Origin of the sequence: Facklamia sp. HMSC062C11 (assembly GCF_001810675.1) — a bacterium.
Classification (GTDB): Bacteria; Bacillota; Bacilli; order Lactobacillales; family Aerococcaceae; genus Facklamia; species Facklamia hominis.
In genome coordinates this window covers 143,007-161,744 of sequence record NZ_KV802399.1, presented here as the reverse complement: position 1 = coordinate 161,744, position 18,738 = coordinate 143,007, and the positions used below count along the sequence as shown (strand labels likewise).

Annotated in this window: 19 protein-coding genes; 2 read left to right on the top strand and 17 right to left on the bottom strand. The window is 43.5% G+C overall.

What is annotated here, in order from left to right; translation table 11 throughout:
* Positions 1-19 precede the first annotated feature (19 nt).
* The 4 genes from HMPREF2758_RS05250 to pdxS form a co-directional block, all read right to left on the bottom strand.
* Complete coding sequence (locus HMPREF2758_RS05250) at positions 20-220, bottom strand: helix-turn-helix transcriptional regulator (protein ID WP_070609496.1); 201 nt, start codon at positions 218-220, stop codon at positions 20-22.
* A 238-nt stretch (positions 221-458) separates the two neighbouring features.
* Positions 459-1,103, bottom strand: coding sequence for an HAD family hydrolase (locus HMPREF2758_RS05245; RefSeq protein ID WP_070609495.1), 645 nt, complete (start codon positions 1,101-1,103; stop codon positions 459-461).
* Positions 1,104-1,235: 132 nt separating this feature from the next.
* Positions 1,236-1,829 carry a pyridoxal 5'-phosphate synthase glutaminase subunit PdxT gene (gene pdxT, locus HMPREF2758_RS05240; RefSeq protein ID WP_070609494.1) on the bottom strand — a complete coding sequence of 198 codons (594 nt, stop codon included), beginning with the start codon at positions 1,827-1,829 and terminating at the stop codon, positions 1,236-1,238.
* Between the two features lies 1 nt (position 1,830).
* Complete coding sequence (gene pdxS, locus HMPREF2758_RS05235; protein ID WP_006908901.1) at positions 1,831-2,706, bottom strand: pyridoxal 5'-phosphate synthase lyase subunit PdxS; 876 nt, start codon at positions 2,704-2,706, stop codon at positions 1,831-1,833.
* A gap of 113 nt (positions 2,707-2,819) precedes the next feature.
* Here pdxS and HMPREF2758_RS05230 point away from each other — a divergent pair, with 113 nt between their 5' ends.
* Complete coding sequence (locus HMPREF2758_RS05230) at positions 2,820-4,226, top strand: MocR-like pyridoxine biosynthesis transcription factor PdxR (protein WP_070609493.1); 1,407 nt, start codon at positions 2,820-2,822, stop codon at positions 4,224-4,226.
* Positions 4,227-4,312: 86 nt separating this feature from the next.
* Here the strand turns inward: HMPREF2758_RS05230 and HMPREF2758_RS05225 are convergent, their stop codons facing one another.
* The 7 genes from HMPREF2758_RS05225 to HMPREF2758_RS05195 all read right to left on the bottom strand — a co-directional run bounded on the left by HMPREF2758_RS05225 (position 4,313) and on the right by HMPREF2758_RS05195 (position 9,937).
* Positions 4,313-4,915 (bottom strand): nucleotidyltransferase domain-containing protein, encoded by a 603-nt coding sequence (locus tag HMPREF2758_RS05225; protein ID WP_070609492.1) that lies wholly within the window; start codon positions 4,913-4,915, stop codon positions 4,313-4,315.
* 36 nt (positions 4,916-4,951) lie between these two features.
* Entirely contained in the window at positions 4,952-5,839 is an 888-nt protein-coding gene (locus HMPREF2758_RS05220; RefSeq protein WP_070609491.1) for a hypothetical protein, read from the bottom strand.
* Positions 5,840-5,906: 67 nt separating this feature from the next.
* Complete coding sequence (locus HMPREF2758_RS05215; RefSeq protein ID WP_070609490.1) at positions 5,907-7,118, bottom strand: amidohydrolase; 1,212 nt, start codon at positions 7,116-7,118, stop codon at positions 5,907-5,909.
* 164 nt (positions 7,119-7,282) lie between these two features.
* Positions 7,283-7,750 (bottom strand): GNAT family N-acetyltransferase, encoded by a 468-nt coding sequence (locus HMPREF2758_RS05210; RefSeq protein WP_070609489.1) that lies wholly within the window; start codon positions 7,748-7,750, stop codon positions 7,283-7,285.
* Between the two features lie 80 nt (positions 7,751-7,830).
* A complete protein-coding gene (locus HMPREF2758_RS05205) occupies positions 7,831-8,556 on the bottom strand; it encodes a MerR family transcriptional regulator (protein ID WP_070609488.1) in 726 nt (241 codons plus the stop codon).
* A gap of 132 nt (positions 8,557-8,688) precedes the next feature.
* Positions 8,689-9,132, bottom strand: coding sequence for an organic hydroperoxide resistance protein (locus tag HMPREF2758_RS05200; RefSeq protein WP_070609487.1), 444 nt, complete (start codon positions 9,130-9,132; stop codon positions 8,689-8,691).
* Positions 9,133-9,265: 133 nt separating this feature from the next.
* Positions 9,266-9,937 carry an alpha/beta fold hydrolase gene (locus HMPREF2758_RS05195; RefSeq protein ID WP_070609486.1) on the bottom strand — a complete coding sequence of 224 codons (672 nt, stop codon included), beginning with the start codon at positions 9,935-9,937 and terminating at the stop codon, positions 9,266-9,268.
* Between the two features lie 273 nt (positions 9,938-10,210).
* On the opposite strand from HMPREF2758_RS05195, the gene HMPREF2758_RS05190 reads away from it, so the two are divergent.
* The gene (locus tag HMPREF2758_RS05190) at positions 10,211-10,762 is read left to right on the top strand and encodes an isochorismatase family protein (RefSeq protein WP_070609485.1); all 552 of its coding nucleotides are present in this window, start codon (positions 10,211-10,213) and stop codon (positions 10,760-10,762) included.
* Between the two features lie 144 nt (positions 10,763-10,906).
* On the opposite strand, the gene HMPREF2758_RS05185 is transcribed toward HMPREF2758_RS05190, so the two are convergent.
* The 6 genes from HMPREF2758_RS05185 to purD all read right to left on the bottom strand — a co-directional run bounded on the left by HMPREF2758_RS05185 (position 10,907) and on the right by purD (position 18,725).
* A complete protein-coding gene (locus HMPREF2758_RS05185; RefSeq protein ID WP_070609484.1) occupies positions 10,907-11,353 on the bottom strand; it encodes a GNAT family N-acetyltransferase in 447 nt (148 codons plus the stop codon).
* A 212-nt stretch (positions 11,354-11,565) separates the two neighbouring features.
* Positions 11,566-15,108, bottom strand: coding sequence for a phosphoribosylformylglycinamidine synthase subunit PurQ (locus HMPREF2758_RS05180; RefSeq protein WP_070609483.1), 3,543 nt, complete (start codon positions 15,106-15,108; stop codon positions 11,566-11,568).
* A gap of 13 nt (positions 15,109-15,121) precedes the next feature.
* Positions 15,122-15,808, bottom strand: a complete 687-nt coding sequence (locus tag HMPREF2758_RS05175; RefSeq protein ID WP_070609482.1) for a phosphoribosylaminoimidazolesuccinocarboxamide synthase — start codon at positions 15,806-15,808, stop codon at positions 15,122-15,124.
* A 12-nt stretch (positions 15,809-15,820) separates the two neighbouring features.
* The gene (gene purK / locus HMPREF2758_RS05170; protein WP_246823259.1) at positions 15,821-16,984 is read right to left on the bottom strand and encodes a 5-(carboxyamino)imidazole ribonucleotide synthase; all 1,164 of its coding nucleotides are present in this window, start codon (positions 16,982-16,984) and stop codon (positions 15,821-15,823) included.
* Positions 16,968-17,462, bottom strand: coding sequence for a 5-(carboxyamino)imidazole ribonucleotide mutase (gene purE, locus HMPREF2758_RS05165; RefSeq protein ID WP_070609480.1), 495 nt, complete (start codon positions 17,460-17,462; stop codon positions 16,968-16,970). The genes purK and purE overlap by 17 nt, the downstream gene beginning before the upstream one ends.
* 3 nt (positions 17,463-17,465) lie before the next feature.
* Positions 17,466-18,725 (bottom strand): phosphoribosylamine--glycine ligase, encoded by a 1,260-nt coding sequence (gene purD / locus HMPREF2758_RS05160; protein ID WP_070609479.1) that lies wholly within the window; start codon positions 18,723-18,725, stop codon positions 17,466-17,468.
* Between the last annotated feature and the right edge of the window lie 13 nt (positions 18,726-18,738).

The following is an 18,738-nucleotide window of genomic DNA, read 5'->3' as shown; positions in this document are numbered from 1 at the left end:
GGGAATTAACTCTATTATCCTAATTCCATTGTTTAATATCTATCTTATTTCCAAACTTTTTACGAATTGAATGCCAATTCTTATAAGTTGGATGGTTACAGCCCCGCTCCCAATTACTCACAATTTGCCGACTGACTCCGATCTGCTCTGCAAACTCTTCCTGCGTCATTTCTAACTGACTCCTCAAGTCATGAATACATGCACCGAACTCTATAATCATACAAACCCTCCTCAAATAAAAAACAAGAATTAAGATAAATTCATTTTATTTATCTAATTATCATATTTCCTATACTATATCATGAATTTTGGATAATGCTATCAAATACTTTTGACATTAAGAGAATTTTAAAAATAATTCTAATTTCCACATTTATAGCTGACTTCAATAACCACAAATCCCCCAAAAAATCCACGCATGCTACCTCGAATTCTTTGGGGGATGCTATCAAACCACTCTAACCCTGCCAGTTCAACAAATCTTCAGGCTGGCTGACCAAATAATCTGCCCCCGCTGCTTGGAGTTCTTGCTTGGATCCATAGCCATAGAGTACGCCGATAGTGGTCAAGCCGATTTCTTTACCTGCTAAAATATCGAACTTGCGGTCACCAATCATCACCGCTTGATTGACATCTGGGTTATCTAAATGCTGTAAGCTATATTGAATAACGTCTGATTTTTTAGAGCGGGCTTCATCCAGGGTCGCCCCACCCACAAAATCAAAATACTGGGCCAGATCATAATGGTCTAGGATTTTCTGGGCAAAATATTCTGGCTTAGATGTAGCGAGGGCCAGTGTCTTTCCTTGAGCTTTAAGACTAGCTAGCACCCTTGGAATCGCTGGATAGACTGTATTCTCATACATGCCCTGGTCTTGATAATAATCACGATAAAAGCGGATCGCCTGCTCGGCTTCTGATGGACTCAAGCCCATAAATTCTTGAAAAGAGTCCAATAAAGGTGGACCAATAAAGGGATAGAGCTGACTACGTTCAGCTACCTCAATTCCAAAATGCCTGAGTGCATGGCGTACCCCTTCGGTAATCCCAATCCCCGGATCCAAAAGCGTCCCATCCAAATCAAATAAATAATAGGTCTTCATAGCTTCCTCCTTAGCCTTCCTCTCAATCAACAGGTTCTCAATGTCCTCATTCTATCGAATTATCCAGCTAACGTCATCTCTCCCACAAAAAAAGCAGGGTCGAGTCACAAATCTCAAACCTGCTAAAGGGGATTATTGATTAACTATTGAATCCTTAGACGAATAGCTAGCTACCTTCGCTAAAAAAGCTTGGTGGATGCGATCATCGGAGGAGAGTTCCGGGTGAAAGGCTAGGCCAATTTGATTCTGATAAGCCACGGCAACAATCTTATCTTCGACTCGAGCCAGGACTTGTACTCCTAGGCCCATTTGGGTGATATAGGGAGCCCGGATAAAGACTGCCGGAAAATTAGCCAGGTCACCGACTTGAATCGGCGCTTGAAAGCTAGCGGACTGACGGCCAAAAGCATTGCGCTTGACCGTAACCGGTAGGGTCGCTAGGTGCTGTGTCGAATCTTGATCCAGTTTTTGGGCCAATAAGATCAAACCCGCACAGGTTGCTAATACGGGAAGTCCGTCATGAATTTTTTTCTGCAAAGGATCAAAGAGCCCCAATTCATGAAGCAACTTGCCTTGAACGGTACTCTCCCCTCCCGGTAGAACTAAGCCCTTAATCGCATCTAAGTCCTTGACTTGACGCACTTCACGGACCTTTGCCCCTAGCTTTTCTAAGGTCGCTCTGTGTTCTTGAAAGGCCCCTTGCAGGGCTAAGACACCAATCTCCATTTTATTGTCCTCGTTCTTCCATAATGACCTTGATCTCATTAGGGTTTAAACCAACCATCGCTTCGCCGAGATCTTCTGATAATTCAGCAATCAAGGCCGCATCCCGATAATTCGTCACCGCTTGAACAATCGCTGCTGCTCGACGAGCAGGATCTCCGGACTTAAAGATTCCCGAGCCCACAAAGACACCTTCGGCTCCTAACTGCATCATTAAGGCCGCATCGGCTGGGGTTGCGACGCCACCGGCTGAGAAGTTAACGACCGGTAATTTGCCATTTTCATGGACATAGCGAATTAAGTCATAAGGAACTTGTAATTGCTTGGCTTCTTCATAGAGTTCATCCGGCGACATGCCTTGAACGCGACGAATAGCAGCATTAATCTTTCTTAAATGACGAACCGCTTGTACTACATCGCCAGTTCCTGGCTCTCCCTTGGTCCGGATCATCGAAGCGCCTTCTTCAATCCGACGTAAGGCTTCTCCCAGATCCCTTGCCCCACAAACAAAAGGCACCTTAAAAGCCCGTTTATCAATATGGTAGACATCATCCGCCGGTGAAAGAACCTCTGATTCATCAATATAGTCAATATCAATGGCTTGTAGAATCTGCGCCTCCACAAAATGTCCAATCCGAACCTTGGCCATAACTGGAATGCTGACGGCTTCTTGAATGCCCTTGATCATCTTGGGATCACTCATCCGAGAGACCCCTCCGGCTGCTCGAATATCAGCTGGAATCCGTTCCAAAGCCATCACCGCACAAGCACCTGCTTCTTGAGCAATCCGCGCTTGTTCTGGGGTCGTCACATCCATAATGACGCCCCCTTTTAACATTTGAGCCAAGCCTTTATTTAAGTCATATTGTGTCTTTTCCATGCGAATCCTCCTTGATTTGCTTCAATGATCTTGCTATATTAAGCTTAAACAAAGCTTGACCTTACCAAAAGGCTCAATTCGCTTATTTTTTACAGGCCAGATTGGAGAAAATCATGTTAACCTATGCCCTCAAAGAAAATGACCAGCCCTTCTATCAACAAGTCTATTCCGCCATCAAAAAGGACATTCTAGCCGGTCGATTGACCGCCCATACCAAGCTCCCTTCCAAACGGGCCTTCGCCAAACACCTAGGCCTTAGTACCATAACCATTGAAAACGCTTATGACCAGTTGATTGCTGAAGGCTATCTTTACACCCAAGCTCGTAAGGGCTATTTTGTTGCCAAACTACAGAATCTTGGCCGCTATCAATCCCTAGCAAAACCGAGTCCCATTCGCTTACAAATGAAGGAAGAACCCGACCTAACCTTCGACTTCTCCAGCAGTCAATTAGACAGTAAGCATTTTCCCTTTTCCATCATGGCAAAAATGATGCGGCAAAGCATGACGGATCACAAGGAGGAATTATTGGAGCGATCTCCCTCTGCCGGCATCCTAAAGCTCCGCCAAGCGATTGCCGATCACCTGGCCTCTTTTCGAGGGATGCAAGTCGATCCCCAACAAATCGTCATCGGTGCCGGTACTGAATACCTCTATGGCATACTGGTTCAGCTCTTAGGACCGGATAAGATCTACTGCATTGAAAACCCCGGCTATAAAAAATTAAAACAAATCTATGAAGCCCACCGAGTCACTTGCCAGCTGGCCGCCATCGATCAAGAGGGTGTTAAGGTCTCTGACCTTAGACAAGTGGCTGCTGATATTGCCCACATCAATCCCACCCATCATTTCCCAACGGGAATCTCCATGCCCATCAACCGACGGTATGAGCTTTTGGCCTGGGTTAATGAAGAAGCTGGACGCTATATTATTGAAGATGACTATGATAGTGAATTTCGTTTTACAGGCAAGCCCCTACCGAGCTTACAGAGTATCGATGCAAGCGAAAAAGTCATTTATCTCAATACCTTCTCCAAGTCCCTCACTTCCACCATTCGGATCTCCTATATGGTCTTACCTCTCCCACTGGCCAAGCAATATCATGATGACCTCGCTTTTTATTCCTGCACAGTCTCTTGCTTTGAACAATATTGGTTGGCCAACTTTATCAGTCAGGGTTACTTCGAGAAGCATATTAATCGTATGCGACTCTATTACGGCCGCAAAAGAAATCAAGTCATGGATTGCATTCATAAACAATTACAAGGGCAAGCTTACCGAATTATTGAGAACCAGTCCGGCCTACATTTCCTACTAGAAGTTGAAACACCCTTGAGTGACCAAGCAGTCAAGCAAGCCCTGTTAGACCAAGGGATCGGAATTCATAGTGTCTCGGATTATGACATGAGTATTGCCAGTCCAGACAGTCACTGCTTCTTAATCCAATACGCCGGCTTTGATATCCCCCGCTTCAAAGAAGCCCTCAACACTTTCCAGAATATTGTCTTCCCCAAGCAATAACCCCACAAAAAGGCTAGGACTCAGTGTGAGCCCCTAGCCTCTTTGCATGATTCTTATTTAATATGACCTCACCCATCGGTCGTAGCTTAGATCCCCATCACATGGTCGATCCAAGACCGAATGGCCCCATCAGACCGTAAGGACATCGCTTGGTGAAAAAGCGCATAGCCTTGGGGATCGATGGTCTTCAATTGTTTGATCGCCTTCTTCGATCCAAAATAAAACTGGTCTCTTAGGGTAAAATAATCTTCCAAACTTTCAGCCAGCAACATTACCGCCCGATAATGGGCCTCATCGTCGCCCTTTTCCATCCGCCTCAAGACCTTCTTCATCCATGATTTAAGGAAATCTTTATCAGCGGGATCGGTCATTTGATGGGCTAGAACATAGTCACGAACCTCCTGCTTGAGCTTAGCACCACTCCCATTATCCTCAAGCAAAATAGCATCGTACAAGGTCAAAAAATCCTCAATCGGTCGCTGGGCGAGTTCGGCTTCACTATAAATAAAACAGTCTAACAAGATGCCCTCAATCATCGAATCATCGTGGCTTATTGTTTTATCCTTGACAATCACCAGGCAGTCAAAGTCACTTTGGGCATCAAAAGTCCCTTCGGCATAAGATCCATAAACCGCAATAGTTAAGGGCTGATAACGAGTTCGTAAATAATTAATAATGGCTTGATTCATCTTCCGCCTCCATAAAAATCGATGCAGATAAATCCCCTAACAAGTCCGCTCAGGATCTAGCACCGCGAGAAAATAATCTTCCTTCCAACAAAAGCCCAGGCTTTCTAACCGAGCAATTCTAGCAGCGTTCTCATCCCTGTCACCTTCTAAAAAGTAATATAGGCACTCCATCTTGGGCGATTGATGGCTGACAAAAGCCAAAAAGGTTCGCAATAAGCGGTCTTCTATCGCTAGAGCTGATACTGAAGGATCGATATATATACCAAAAATTTCAGGGTTTGAACTCTTATATATCCCAAATAGACTTGCTAGGATCTTACATTCTCTCCTCAAGCAAAATATAACGAAACGATCCAAAGCCTTTGCGAGTCGTTCACTGGTCCAATAAATCCCTTCTTCAAGGGCAAAACGATCATGGAAAGGAGCGTATTCTTCAAAATTAATCTCCGTCACACGCTCAATTCCGTGCTGATCCGGATAAGGATAAGCTTCTGAGTGCTTCCACTGCATCACTGTATTATATTCCAAAGACTGAAGATCCGACCGCTTCACAAAATAGCTATGGGCCGATTGATTATCCAAAGGAAAACCTAAGTAGAGGGTATAAGTTGCAAAACGATCCTTCAAAAAGTTGACCATAGAATCCGCCACGAGTCGATAATCCACCCCTTCTGACACTAGAAAAAGTGTCGTCTGAAGATAGCGGTCTGCTTCGATCCAGAAATATGCACATAAACCTTGAAGATGCCCCTCCTCTTCCAAAACGATCATTTCCGCCGTATCTTTTAAGGATAGCTTTTCGAAGACCGCTTCCACTGCCTCATAAGAAGCCAAGCGTGGATAACTGGCGGTCTCAGCCCTTTGACTTAACCGCCAAGCAAATTCAATATCGGCAGCATTCATTTTATTAATAGGAATAATCATTCCAAGCCCCCTAGCTATTCATCTTCGACTCATCAAAGCCCATCAGCCTGCTTTGACTTTGATCTTCTTAATCATCAGCTGTCAATTCATGATAGGCAAAGCTGGTCATCAAAGCGACGCCGTATTTTAATGCGGCTTCATCCAGATCGAAATATTCATTATGATGTTCGGCGCCCGATCCAAGTTCCTTATTTCGAATACCGACAAAGCTAAAGACGGAAGGAGCCACCAAAGAATAGTGGGCAAAGGTCTCAGAAGCGTACCACTTCAGGTCATGAACCAGATGTCCTGGGAAGAGTGCCTCTGCTTGAGATTGAACTTTCAAGGCTAGGTCCTCATCATTCACCACTGGCAAAGTATCAAAGCCAGCCACTTCCCCTTCTTCAATCCGGCAACCATGAACCGGCGCCACCCGTCTAGCGGTATCCATCAAAAGATCATAGGCTCTACGTCCTTCCGCTTCATCAAAGAAGCGCAGCGTTCCTGCAATATGGGCCCGATCTGGAAAGACATTGTCCTGGCTCCCTGCATTAAATTGAGTGATCCCCAGAGTGACCGTCTTTTCAATATCGATTTGATTGTTCCAAACCACTGAGATAGAGTTCAGAATATCCACTCCAGCATAGATCGGATTGCGAGCCAGGTCCGGTCTGGACCCATGACCCCCTTGACCCACCACATCAAAGTTAATCATATCAATCCCTGTCATAATCTGGCCGGGATCACAAGCGATTAAGCCCGTATCCAAAAAGGCTGCCAGGTGATTACCGTAGATAGCATCAATCCCTCGACCCTGTAAGAAATCAACCATGGCATGAATACTGTTGGCCGTTTCTTCCGCTTCTTCAAAAATAAAAATGATCTTACCGCTTAATTGATCCTTCAAATCATGCAAAATCTGCATGGTGGTTAAGAGAATGGCCATATGGCCATCATGCCCACAGGCATGCATGACCCCATCCGTCTGCGATATCACCGTTCGTTTTTGAGCTAAATTACAAGCATTTTCTTGAACCGGCAAGGCATCAATATCCGTCCTCAAAGCGATGGTCTTCCCAGGCCGACCAGTATCTAGGGTCGCAATGAATCCCGTCCCCTTGGACCGCTGATCCACTGGCACGTCTTCAACCGTCAAACCAAGAGCATGGCATTTTTCTTTAATAAAGGCGCCGGTTTGAATCTCCTTCGAGGATAATTCCGGATGCTGATGAAAATAACGCCTTAATTCTCGCGTTTTTTCTTCATAGTATTCGACAAGCTCTAAAATCCCTTGAGTCATATAAACCCCTCCTCATTCATTGAATCATTCAACAACAATCCTACGTCAATTATGGTGACGCTTTCTTCATTCATTATAGCAGTCTCTCCGCCTTGAAACTAGTCATAAATCACTAACAAAAAAGGACAAGCATGCCCTAGATAGGCCCCTTGTCCTTTTAGAAATTAGATCAGTTGTTTTTTAACCATAATGACTGCTTCGTTGCGGAAGAGCTCGACAAATCCCTGCTTTAAAAATAGGGAGACCGAAGGATTATCAATGGCAATATTATCATAGAGAGCCTCAATTCCATGCGACTTGGCCCGTTCACAAAGTAAGGCCAAACCAGCCCTTCCATAGCCCCTTCTTCGATAAGGCGCATAGATCTTTAGATTGGAAAGATAAATGGCTTGATCCTCATCATAATGATAGGCAATTTCTCCTACAAAATCACCCGATTCGGTTTGAAGATAGCGATAGTAACGCTTATCTTGTGGATCTTCAATCCAACGACGATACCAATCTGGCCACTTATCCTCGGAAAAATCAATCGTCCCCCCATAAGCATGATTAAAAGCCATAGTCTCAGGATCTGCCAACAGCTGCTTCATAAACCATAAATCTTCTAACTTAGGTCGATAAGTCTGAAGCATAATCTCATCCCCTCTCAGAGTATTGAAGCACCTGGATATAGCTTTTAACCGAAAGCGCTTCTTATACCCTTAGAATAGTCCTATCGGCAATAATAGTCAATGGCCTGGTCGACAAACACAGCTGTTCCCGCTCCAGCAAACTCATCGATATTTTGGGTGAATTCTCCACCCGCTGCGTACATCTTACCAAGACCAGCTAATATTTCATTGCTACATTGGTAGTAATGTTGACTAATAAAATCTTGCAATTTTTTAACCAGAGCTTGTGCTTCTTGTCCATCAAAGGGACCGGCTTTAATCTTACCAAATTCGGCAAAGATCAACATTAATTGTTGATTAATCAATTGACTTTCTTCCCCACTTCTTTTTTGATCCTTGGCTTCAAATTCTTTATATTCGGCCGTCTCTCCCCACTTTTCTTTGGCTTGTTGGCGGTAGTCGTCTAACTTCTTAGTATCAAATGCTGAAAAATCCATTTCATGACCTCCTAGAGTTTTTAATTTTTGGGCGAACTCAATTAAATTCGCTAAGCGTTCTTTCTTGAGTATTAAACATTGAATTTGTTGATCGAGTGCTAATTGCTGATCAAATCCGGGGCTCGTCATCATCGACTTGATTTCTTTTAAGGGGAATTCCAATTCTCGAAATAGTAGAATGGTCTGCAAAGTTCTCAAATCGGCTGCGCTGTATAAACGATAGCCCGCATCGGAATAATCGCTGGGCTTTAAGAGTCCGATCTTGTCATAGTATTGCAGGGTACGCACGGTTACTCCGGCTATTTGACTGACTTCTTTAACGGTTTTCACGGTAAACCTCCTTTCCATGACTTAAGCATAAACTATGACCTAAGGTAAGGGTCAAGGGTTAACGATAAAAAAATAAAACCAGCTTTTCCATCACGGGTCAAGCTGGTGAATGTGGAAATTCCACGAATTATTTTATTTTACTTCGGGGTCATAATCGATGGCTTCGATCTTCACGTCAATATTTCCTTGAGTAGCCTTGGAATAAGGACAAACGGTATGGGCTTCTTCGGCCAATTTTTGAACTTGGTCTAAGTCTAAGCCTTCAATAGCAACTTGAATCACTGTTCCCAAACGGAAGTCGGCTGCATCCGATTTCTTATAAAGATCGATTTCTTGCTTCACTTGCGAAGCACCCTTCACTTGATGTTGGCCTTTAACCACTTCAAGGGCACTGTGGAAGCAAGCAGAATAACCTAAAGCGAAGAGCTCTTCCGGATTGGTTCCTTCATCACTACCTCCCAAAGCCTTAGGTGTCGCAATTTTAAGACTTTGACTGCCATCTGTTAGATAACTACGACCATCTCGACCGCCGGTATTCCATGCCGTGGTTGAATAGACTTTTTCATAATTTGACATCTTATCACAAGCCTTTCTTATAGGATAATTCCATTATAGTCCTTTTTTCACAAGCTGTCGCAAAATATGCTCAAAATGCGTCTTGACGGGATTCATTGACTCGAAAAACTGATGGCTTCTTGTAAAAGGTTTGCTAGACGTCACTACTTAGAAAATCATGGATAGCCTTTGCGATCTCTTTCGGTCGTTCCGTATGAAAATCATGACTGGTATTGGCGATAAAATGCGATTTTATCATCGTTTGATGGCGGTGGCACTCCACTTTTGCTCGCTTATAATCTAATAAAGCTTCAGGTGAATCTGCAAGTAAAAGAAGCGTCGGTACTTGAAGGGCTCGATCAAAAAGATCGCAATCCGCATTGAACTTTATCTGCAACAGGGTTGAAATGGTGTCACTGTCCATATCTAGCTGGTTGGCTCTAATATATTGTCTAGTAAATGCCAATTCCTCTTCAATACTCGTATTCATAAAGTCCTGAGTGATAATAGCACCATCTAGAATAATCATTCGATCTGGACTTAAACGATCGACATGGTCAAGTAATAAATCCGCCCCCAATGAATAGCCCATAATCATTGAGCGAGGAGGAATTTGACTTTCTAACCACTGCCCAAGGGCGGCTTTATCTTGTATTTTTATATCCCGATGATCAAACTGACCCGGCAAGTTCAGATACTTAATCTGATAATTAGCGAGAGCGGTCAATGCCTTTTCTAAGGCTTCTATATTGGACCGATCACAACCTAAACCCGACAGCATATATATAATCTTAGGGTCATCCTGATTGTTTCCTTGATTATTCATCTTTAATCCTCCCCTTCTTTTGAGTGATAGAATAAGCTTAATCCATATCTTCGCTCCTTTAAGATAGTTGATTTTGGTTCTCATAACAAGTCCTAGTAGGCTTTTTAAGGAGATTATGCTAAGGAATAATATCTCAATTGAAAATCTTCGATCCTAATAAATTTCAAAAATCTTACGGTCTATTTGGTCATTCGTCCTCTGATCTTTCCCATTGAATCCCTATCCTGACTTGATATAATAAAGAAAATTGGATTCATCGAAAGGAGTCTCGCTATGATCCCTATGACTTGTGATAATACCCTGCTGATCGTCATTGATATCCAGGAAAAATTAGTCGCCACCATGCCAGAAGCCGACCGCTATCTAGCAAACACTCAATTCTTACTTAAAGCCTTAAGCTATCTACCTGTTAAGACCGTCGTCACCGAACAATACCCCAAAGGATTAGGTCCCACACATGCAGACTTGATCCCCTACTTAAAAGCCGCCCCCTGCTATGCGAAGACCCAGTTCAACGCTTGCCTCCCTCAAGTATTAGACCAGATCGATGACGCCATCCAACATATTGTCCTGATCGGCATGGAGACTTCCATCTGCGTCGAACAGACGGCCCACCAATTATTAGATGGCTACCCTCAATTAGAAATTCACCTGATCCGAGATGCCGTCACAGCACGGTCATTGCAAGAACATGAATGGGCCTTACAACAACTTAGACATGACGGAGCTTCTATAATCTCTAGCGAAAGCTTTATCTATCGCTTGTTAGCGGATGCCAAGCACCCCCACTTTAAGGAAATCGTCAAGCTCGTAAAAGAGCGGTAGGACGGTAAACGTAAAAGCCAAGCCATCTGGAGTTAAAAGTCCAAAGGCTTGGCTATTTTGTATTGAAAAATTATTATATTAAGATAATAGTTTTTACTCACCCACTTTTTCAATACTTGATTTAATCTAAAAAACCTACCCTCTTTAAGCCGGTAGGTCTAATTGATACCATTCTTCAGCGATTTTAATAAATCCCAGACTTTCAAATAAGTGCCGGCTGTGCTGATTAAAGATATAAATCCTAGCTTTAACCGCTGACAAGCCTTGCTCAGTGGCTAATTGGATCATCGCTTGAATACAGCGCCGTCCAATGCCTTGATTTTGATAGTCCTTGCATATAACAATCGCCACTTCCCCATCCTCACACAAGGACACGTCTCCTACCAAGCTTCCTTGATACTCAATGTAATAACAATGACCATTGGAACAGAGATAATCATACATACGGTGTAATTGATCGAGGTCATAAGGCTCATCCTGATTGTCCACTTGCCGACAGATCTCAATATCTTGATACCAAGCCAGTGAAACAGCGTCATTCCGATAATAGGGGATCAAGCGGATCGCTTCGTCTACTTGACGGATATTCACGGATCCGTTCTCCTTTCATCCATTCTTGCTCCTTTATAGAATACGCCCTTCGACTCAGCCAAGCAATCACTCACCAGCCTTTTTACAGCATCTCTAACAGGCTGCTATCATCCAATGATTTTTAAAGAAAAAGAGACTGCGATTGACGGATCACAGTCTCTTGTTATTATCCTGTTAATTCAGGGGAATTTTATTAAGAGAGTACCCTCTTGCTACTTTCTTTCGCCTTCAATCGCTTGAACTAATCCCTGAATAAATGGTGCTTGATGAACGGTTTGATTGACTAGGCCTTTATGACTGAAGCGTTCAAAGTTTCCAATACTTCCAAAGACATGGCCGGTTGAATCCATCATCGCATCAATGGCGGAATGTCCTGCTAAGAAACGGTTAAAGCGACTAATAACCTGCGATTCTAAGGAATCATCACAGTCAATCGCTAGCCATTTTGAGGCGAGAGCCGTATGGTATTGCCCCACACCGGCATAGATCGACGGACGAATCACTGTCGCTGGAACAATCTCATTAATGGTCTTATCATAAGGGTTCTTTTGGATGCGAATCTGAGTGCCTACTTGAAGACGGCTAAATTCAATCAAGCCACTGCGGATCAAGCCGGCAAAAGAAGCACCAATGCCTAAAACATAATGATCCTTGATAAATCGTTCCAATTCTTCCCCTAAATCTTGTAATAACAATTCGACACTCTTACCAAATTCAGTCTGGTTTCCCTGAATCATTCCATCCGGCAGTGCCAAAATATCATAGTCGGCTAATTTAGCTTTAAGTTCCTTGATAGATTGGGCATAATCGATCGATTCTTTAATCACATAAAAATCAACCTGGTCGGTGTATTCCTTAAAGCTTTGATATAAGTCATACTCACCATTCGTTCCCGTCATCACTGGAATAAGTACTTTTAATGAACTTTGAATCGGTTCTAGCGATGAGAAAGGCGCCACTTGATCCAAGTCAAGCGGTTGATCCATCAATTCAATCTCAGTAAAGACATCCGCTAACGGTTGAGTATAGAGTCTTTCTAATTCTGCTAAAGAATAGCGTTGATCGGCAACGAAGTCTTGGTTGGCTTGAGTAGAACCGATCAAGTGGCCTCCAGGAATTGTCGTTGATGAATCGGTCTCAACGATAAAGGCTAATGGATATTTTTGACCCAGGTAGGCCGGATCTAAGCTTACTCCGATCTGATTACCCAAGGCCATTTCCACAAGATTATGTTCCACAGTCTGATCATCCAGCGTTGAAATAGCACGGGCTTGACCGGATTGAACCAATTGGCTTACGGATTCCAAAAGTTCTCTTACTACTTCTTCTTTATAAACATCCCCCTCATCTAAGTCTGGAGTTAACAACCAGAGCTTGGAGTCGGTTTGTTTTAATTCTCTGGATACAATATGATCACAATGGCTAATTCCAACGGCAATACTAATCACACTTGGTGGAACATTTAAGCCCTCATAAGTGCCACTCATACTATCTTTACCACCTAAGGCGGCAGACTGAGTCTGTTTCATCGCTTTATAGGCTCCTAATAAGGCCCCAGTCGGCTTGCCCCAACGAATCGGGTCTGCTTCAAGGCGTTCAAAATACTCTTGCATGGTGAGATAGACGTCCGATGGATTGACCCCTAATGCAACCACTCGAGCAATAGCGTTCAATACGGCAAAATAACCTGCATGGAAAGGAGATTGTTTAGCCATTTTTGGATAATAAGCAGGTGCCATCACCGAAGCGGTGGTCGTATGACCTTCTAGGACTGGCATTAAAGCCGCCATTCCTAATTGAGGTGTCAATTGATATCTACCACCTAAAGGTGCCAATAGCGTTCCTTTTCCAATCGTGCTATCAAAGTTCTGAATGAGGGCTTTTTGAGAAGCTCCATGAATACTTTGCAGTTGATCCGGCAATGATTTGCCTTCTTCTAATACCGATTGGATACTTGAAGCGGCAATTTTGACCTTAGCATGTTTTGGACTTCCATTCGTATTCAAAAAGTCACGGCTGAGTCGTAAGACTTCTTCTCCATTATAGTCCATCACCATATAGCGATCTTCGGTAACTTCTGCCACCACGACCGCATCAAGATCTTCTGCATTAGCCAATTGTATAAAGGCTTCTACGTCTTTCTCGCGAACAACGACTGCCATCCGCTCTTGAGATTCAGATAGCGCTATTTCACTTGGGTCAAGACCTAGGTATTTGACCGGAACTTGATTTAAATCAATCCGTAAACCATCCGCTAGTTCTCCAATGGCTACCGATACACCCCCTGCTCCAAAGTCATTACACTTAATAATTAAGCGGGTTGCTTCCGGTTGACGGAAGAGGCGAATGATCTTACGTTCAATAAAAGGATTACCTTTTTGGACCTCCGCTCCTTGGGCTTGCAAGGAGTCTTCTGTTTGCACTTTAGAACTTCCCACAGCGGCACCAACGCCATCACGTCCAGTTTCACCGCCAAGAAGGATAATCCGATCTCCCGGCATTGGTTTTTCACGAACGACCGAATCTACCGGTGCAGCAGCCACTAAAGCCCCTAATTCCATGCGTTTAGCCACAAAGCCATCATCGTAATATTCCCGAAGATAGCCTGCTGTTTGACCGATATCATTCCCATAATCACTATATCCTTGGGCTGCTTTTTGAGTGATCACACATTGAGGCAACTTATTCTCAAGGGTATCGTCATAGTCGGTTAAAGGATTGCCAGCCCCGGTAATCCGCAATGCCTGATGAACGTAACTACGACCAGAAAGCGGGTCCCGAATGCCTCCACCGATGCAAGTCGCTGCTCCTCCATAAGGTTCAATCTCAGTGGGATGGTTATGGGTTTCATTTTTAAAGTAGAGGAGATAGTCTTCTGCTTCGCCATCAACATCTACATCAACCCGAACAGCACAGGCATTGACTTCATCCGATTCATCCTGGTTGGTAAGCCAACCTTTACGCTTAGCTAACTTAGCATTAATGGTTGCTAGACTCATTAAGGTCATCGGACGTCCGTCGCTATATAAGCTTTGACGATTGGCTTGATAATCCGCTAAAGTAGCTTGGATTTCTGCTTGATAATCCCCGTCTAAAACCTCCACCTCATCTAACTCAGTGAAGAATGTCGTATGGCGACAATGATCTGACCAGTAGGTATCGATGACCTGAATTTGGAAGTAAGTTGGATCAACCCCTTCTTCGATGAAGTACTCTTGAACCATACGAAGATCTTCTAAGTCCATGGCCAAGTCTGCTAATAATTCCTCCAACTGAGAATCTGTGAAGGCTCTAAATCCTTCGATCTTGGCTAAATTCTTGAAATCAGACCGTCCCATATCCCAAGATACAGGGCCAAAAGGCAATAATTCATATTCTATCTCATTGATAAAGTATTCTTTAATCGTTTGTAATTCAAGCTCATTGACCCCTTTTGCCACGATTATCGTGGAATGTTTTAAGTCTCCTTGAAGGGCAAACTGATGATGAATGATCGATAAGGTACTATCTAACGTTTGATTAAATTGTCCTAGGACAAGACGGTATCTAAAAGATTGACTTGGGTCAAATTGATCCAACTGATCACTGATTTGATAGTGATCAAAAAGCTGTGACGCATGATCAACGATTGCTTGAGCTTCTGTCTCAAAAACATCCCATCTTCTAACTTCTTTTGCAGAATGAATCTTCAAGAAGTTTTTTATTTCTTTTGCCAAAAATTGATCTTGACCGCGATCGACGATAATATATGTCAAAATAAGCTCCCCCTTATTGTGTGATTAATCCAACCAATTCCATCGGTTCCACATATTCTGAAGTGGCTGAGCGATAAACCCGCATATTCCCTCCAGAAATCTCGTCAATTAATAAAATCTCCCCTTGGCTATCCAAGCCAAACTCTAACTTCAGATCATAAAGTTCCAAGTCATGGTCTAATAATTCCTTACGGATTACATCGGCAATTTGGCGATTCAAAGCGATGATCTCATCATACTGTGCTTGAGTTAATAACTTTAAGGCGATTAAGGCTTGTTCATTGATCAAAGGATCTTGACGCTGGTCATCCTTCAGGGTAATTTCAATCAATTGGTCAAGAGGAGCCCCTTCCTCTATGTACTTGCCGTAACGTCGATAGAAAGACCCTACCGCCCGATAACGCGTGATCACTTCTAAGCCATCCCCAAAAGCTTTTACCGGTGTAACATCCATTGTGTTTTTGCTTAAATCAGCGGTCAAATAATGCGTTGGAAGCTGCATTGCCTTCAATTTTTCGAAAAAGAATACCGACATTTCCAAGTTTTTACGACCTATTCCATCCATAGTGAGTCCCACTTCATTCGCTCCCGGATCAAAGACCCCATCTCGACCAGTGACGTCATCTTTGAACTGGAGACGGTAGGTGGATGCATCAAGCTCATATACATCTTTTGTTTTGCCCTGATAGATTCGTTTCATTGCTTGCTCCTTCTATATTTTTTCTTTCCAATCGGCTAAAAAATGACTTGTCTGAATCAATTGAAATAGCTCCTGACTGCTTTTTGCCCCCAATGTGAAGTGACCCATCTTACGTTGAACCTTAGCTGGCGACTTACCATATAAGTGAAAGATCGCCTGCGGGAAGGCTGCCAGCGCCTTGGATAAGTCTTCCATGTGCTGGCCTAGAATATTAATCATTATGCTTGGCTGTAATAAGCGAACCGTAATCAAGTCCCGTCCAGTAATGGCTAATATGTGTTGATCATATTGTGAAACATTACAAGCCTCAATACTATAATGACCCGAATTATGCGGCCGGGGTGCCAGTTCATTCACCAACACTTCTTGATCCTTAGTCACAAAGAATTCAATCCCCAAGACCCCTACCAGTTGTGCTTGTTCTGCGATCCGTTGAGCAAATCCCTTAATTTTATCCTCAACCGATGCGGGCACTTGATTAGTCACTAAACTCGCATATAAAATACCATGTCGGTGTTGATTGATACTAACTGGAAAAGCTTCAATCTGTCCTTTAGGGTTGCGACTAATCATGATGGATGCTTCATAATCAAAGTCGCAATAAGCCTCGGCAATGCATGTTTGATCTTCCAAGAGAGATTGCAAGTCCGCCTGATTATCCCTTAGACTAGACGCATCTTTTAGAACAATCTGCCCCTTACCATCGTAGCCAAACCGATTGGTCTTGATGATCAAAGGGTAACCCAGTTGATCGATAGCTTTTTCGATATCCGCTATACTTTTAACAGACCGATATCCAACGGTTGTAATCTGGCAATCATTTAGCCAGTCTTTTTCTTTCAACCGATTTTGTGTAATGCTTAAAAATTGACTCCCCTGAGGAAAATAGCTTTGCTGGTCCAATTCTTGCAAAAGCTGACTATTAACATTTTCAAATTCATAGGTTAACACATCGACCGATTGTGCAAAACGCACTAGTTGATCACGATCAGAAAAGGAGCCGACCATCGACTGATGAGCCACATTAAAAGCACAGGCTGCTTCGCTTGGATCATAAACATGAACACGGTAGCCCATCTTTTGAGCGGATTGGGCCATCATCTTGCCCAATTGACCGCCTCCGATAATCCCTATTGTCTGACCGGGTAAGATGACGCGATTATTCAAGTCGGTCACTTCCTTTTAAGGCCTTTTGATGTTGCTCTTCCATATAGGCGGTTAGATTTTCTAAAATCGCCTTCTCCTGTAACCCCACTATTCGAGCCGCTGTCAAGGCAGCATTCTTACTTCCAGCCACGCCAATTGCCATGGTGGCAACAGGAACCCCTGCAGGCATTTGTACAATGGACAACAAGGAATCCATGCCATTTAACGTGGAGGTCTTAATCGGCACACCAATTACGGGTAAAAGGGTCTGTGAAGCAAGCATCCCCGGAAGATGGGCGGCTCCACCGGCACCTGCGATAATAACTTGATAGCCTTTTTGTTGGGCCGTTTTAGCATGCTGCATCATCTCATCCGGCATCCGATGAGCAGAGACGACCGCTTTATCATAGGGAATTCCTAATTGATCTAAGAGCTGACAACAGGGTTTCATTTGTTCCCAATCTGAATCACTTCCCATTACAACAGAGACAAGTGCTTTATCTTTCATTCTTTAGTACTCCCTTCTTTCTCGATTTAATCCAATGTCCTTACGGTATTTCAATTGAGGATTCGATCGTTGATCGATATAGTTATAGATTCGATCTCGTAAAAGCTCACTATTTTCTGCCATACTTTGAACCAGTAGAATCCGTCCACCAGCACTCAATAGGCGTTCTCCTTCTTGACCAACTCCTGCATAATAAACTTGCATCAAATCACTTGACTTAAAATCACTGACATCCAGTCCTTTAGCTGATTCATAGGGGTAGTTCTTGGCAGCGATGACCACTCCTAATGACATTCTGGCGTCAAATTCAACCTCAATAGGCTCTTGATGGAGATGGGCCATACAAAGATCATAAAAATCAGTCTGAATACGTGGAAGAATCACCTGCGTTTCTGGATCACCAAATCGAGCATTAAATTCAATCACTTTAATGCCTTCGCGAGTGACCATTCCTCCGACATATAAAACGCCCGTATAGGGGATTCCTTGGCGACACATCTCTTCAGCTAAAGGAGCAACAATGTCTTCAAGAATGACGGTCTCCATCTTTGAATCTACCCAATTGACTGGGGAGAAAGCACCCATACCCCCTGTATTAACCCCTTGGTCCTCATCTTGGTCTCGCTTATAATCACAAGCACTAGTTAATGGAATGACCTGTTGATGATTGACTAAGGCGAAATAAGAAAACTCATTCCCTTCTAGGAATTCTTCCAGCAAAATTTTCCCTTTAGCCAGTGAGCTAGGAATCACTTCTTGGGCGGTCTGATAGTCCGACACAATCTGAACACCCTTGCCAGCAGCTAAGCCGTCTTCTTTGATCACAATCGGATAGTCTAGCTTCTTTGCATAGCTGATCGCCCGATCCAACTGGTCTTGTTCAAAGACTTGATACTTAGCCGTTGGAATGCCTGCTGCCTCCATAATTTTTTTAGCAAACTCTTTAGAAGTCTCCAATTGACTGGCTTGGCGGCTAGGCCCCACAATCTGTAACCCCTCCGCCCTGAACAAATCAACCACCCCAGCCGCAAGGGCTGCTTCTGGCCCCACAAAACTTAAGTCGACCGCCTCTTCTTGGGCAAATTGACATAAAGACGCTATCTCATTCACTGGAATATCAACACAGTGAATTTTGGGATGACTGAGTGGCATTCCTGGATTCCCAGGTGCCACAAAGACTTTGTTAACCTGCTGACTTAAAGCAAATTGATAAGCTAACGCATGCTCACGTCCACCAGAACCGATGACTAGTACATTTGCCATTGAATCCCTCCTC

What these genes read in the sequence shown, in the direction of transcription:
- HMPREF2758_RS05245 (WP_070609495.1), bottom strand. Translation starts at nt 1,103, where the DNA reads ATGAAGACCTATTATTTATTTGATTTGGATGGGACGCTTTTGGATCCG.
- HMPREF2758_RS05215 (WP_070609490.1), bottom strand. Translation starts at nt 7,118, where the DNA reads ATGACTCAAGGGATTTTAGAGCTTGTCGAATACTATGAAGAAAAAACG.
- HMPREF2758_RS05220 (WP_070609491.1), bottom strand. Translation starts at nt 5,839, where the DNA reads ATGATTATTCCTATTAATAAAATGAATGCTGCCGATATTGAATTTGCT.
- HMPREF2758_RS05175 (WP_070609482.1), bottom strand. Translation starts at nt 15,808, where the DNA reads ATGAAACGAATCTATCAGGGCAAAACAAAAGATGTATATGAGCTTGAT.
- HMPREF2758_RS05230 (WP_070609493.1), top strand. Translation starts at nt 2,820, where the DNA reads ATGTTAACCTATGCCCTCAAAGAAAATGACCAGCCCTTCTATCAACAA.
- pdxT (WP_070609494.1), bottom strand. Translation starts at nt 1,829, where the DNA reads ATGGAGATTGGTGTCTTAGCCCTGCAAGGGGCCTTTCAAGAACACAGA.
- HMPREF2758_RS05225 (WP_070609492.1), bottom strand. Translation starts at nt 4,915, where the DNA reads ATGAATCAAGCCATTATTAATTATTTACGAACTCGTTATCAGCCCTTA.
- HMPREF2758_RS05195 (WP_070609486.1), bottom strand. Translation starts at nt 9,937, where the DNA reads ATGAATAATCAAGGAAACAATCAGGATGACCCTAAGATTATATATATG.
- pdxS (WP_006908901.1), bottom strand. Translation starts at nt 2,706, where the DNA reads ATGGAAAAGACACAATATGACTTAAATAAAGGCTTGGCTCAAATGTTA.
- HMPREF2758_RS05210 (WP_070609489.1), bottom strand. Translation starts at nt 7,750, where the DNA reads ATGCTTCAGACTTATCGACCTAAGTTAGAAGATTTATGGTTTATGAAG.
- purD (WP_070609479.1), bottom strand. Translation starts at nt 18,725, where the DNA reads ATGGCAAATGTACTAGTCATCGGTTCTGGTGGACGTGAGCATGCGTTA.
- purE (WP_070609480.1), bottom strand. Translation starts at nt 17,462, where the DNA reads ATGAAAGATAAAGCACTTGTCTCTGTTGTAATGGGAAGTGATTCAGAT.
- HMPREF2758_RS05200 (WP_070609487.1), bottom strand. Translation starts at nt 9,132, where the DNA reads ATGTCAAATTATGAAAAAGTCTATTCAACCACGGCATGGAATACCGGC.
- HMPREF2758_RS05250 (WP_070609496.1), bottom strand. Translation starts at nt 220, where the DNA reads ATGATTATAGAGTTCGGTGCATGTATTCATGACTTGAGGAGTCAGTTA.
- HMPREF2758_RS05190 (WP_070609485.1), top strand. Translation starts at nt 10,211, where the DNA reads ATGATCCCTATGACTTGTGATAATACCCTGCTGATCGTCATTGATATC.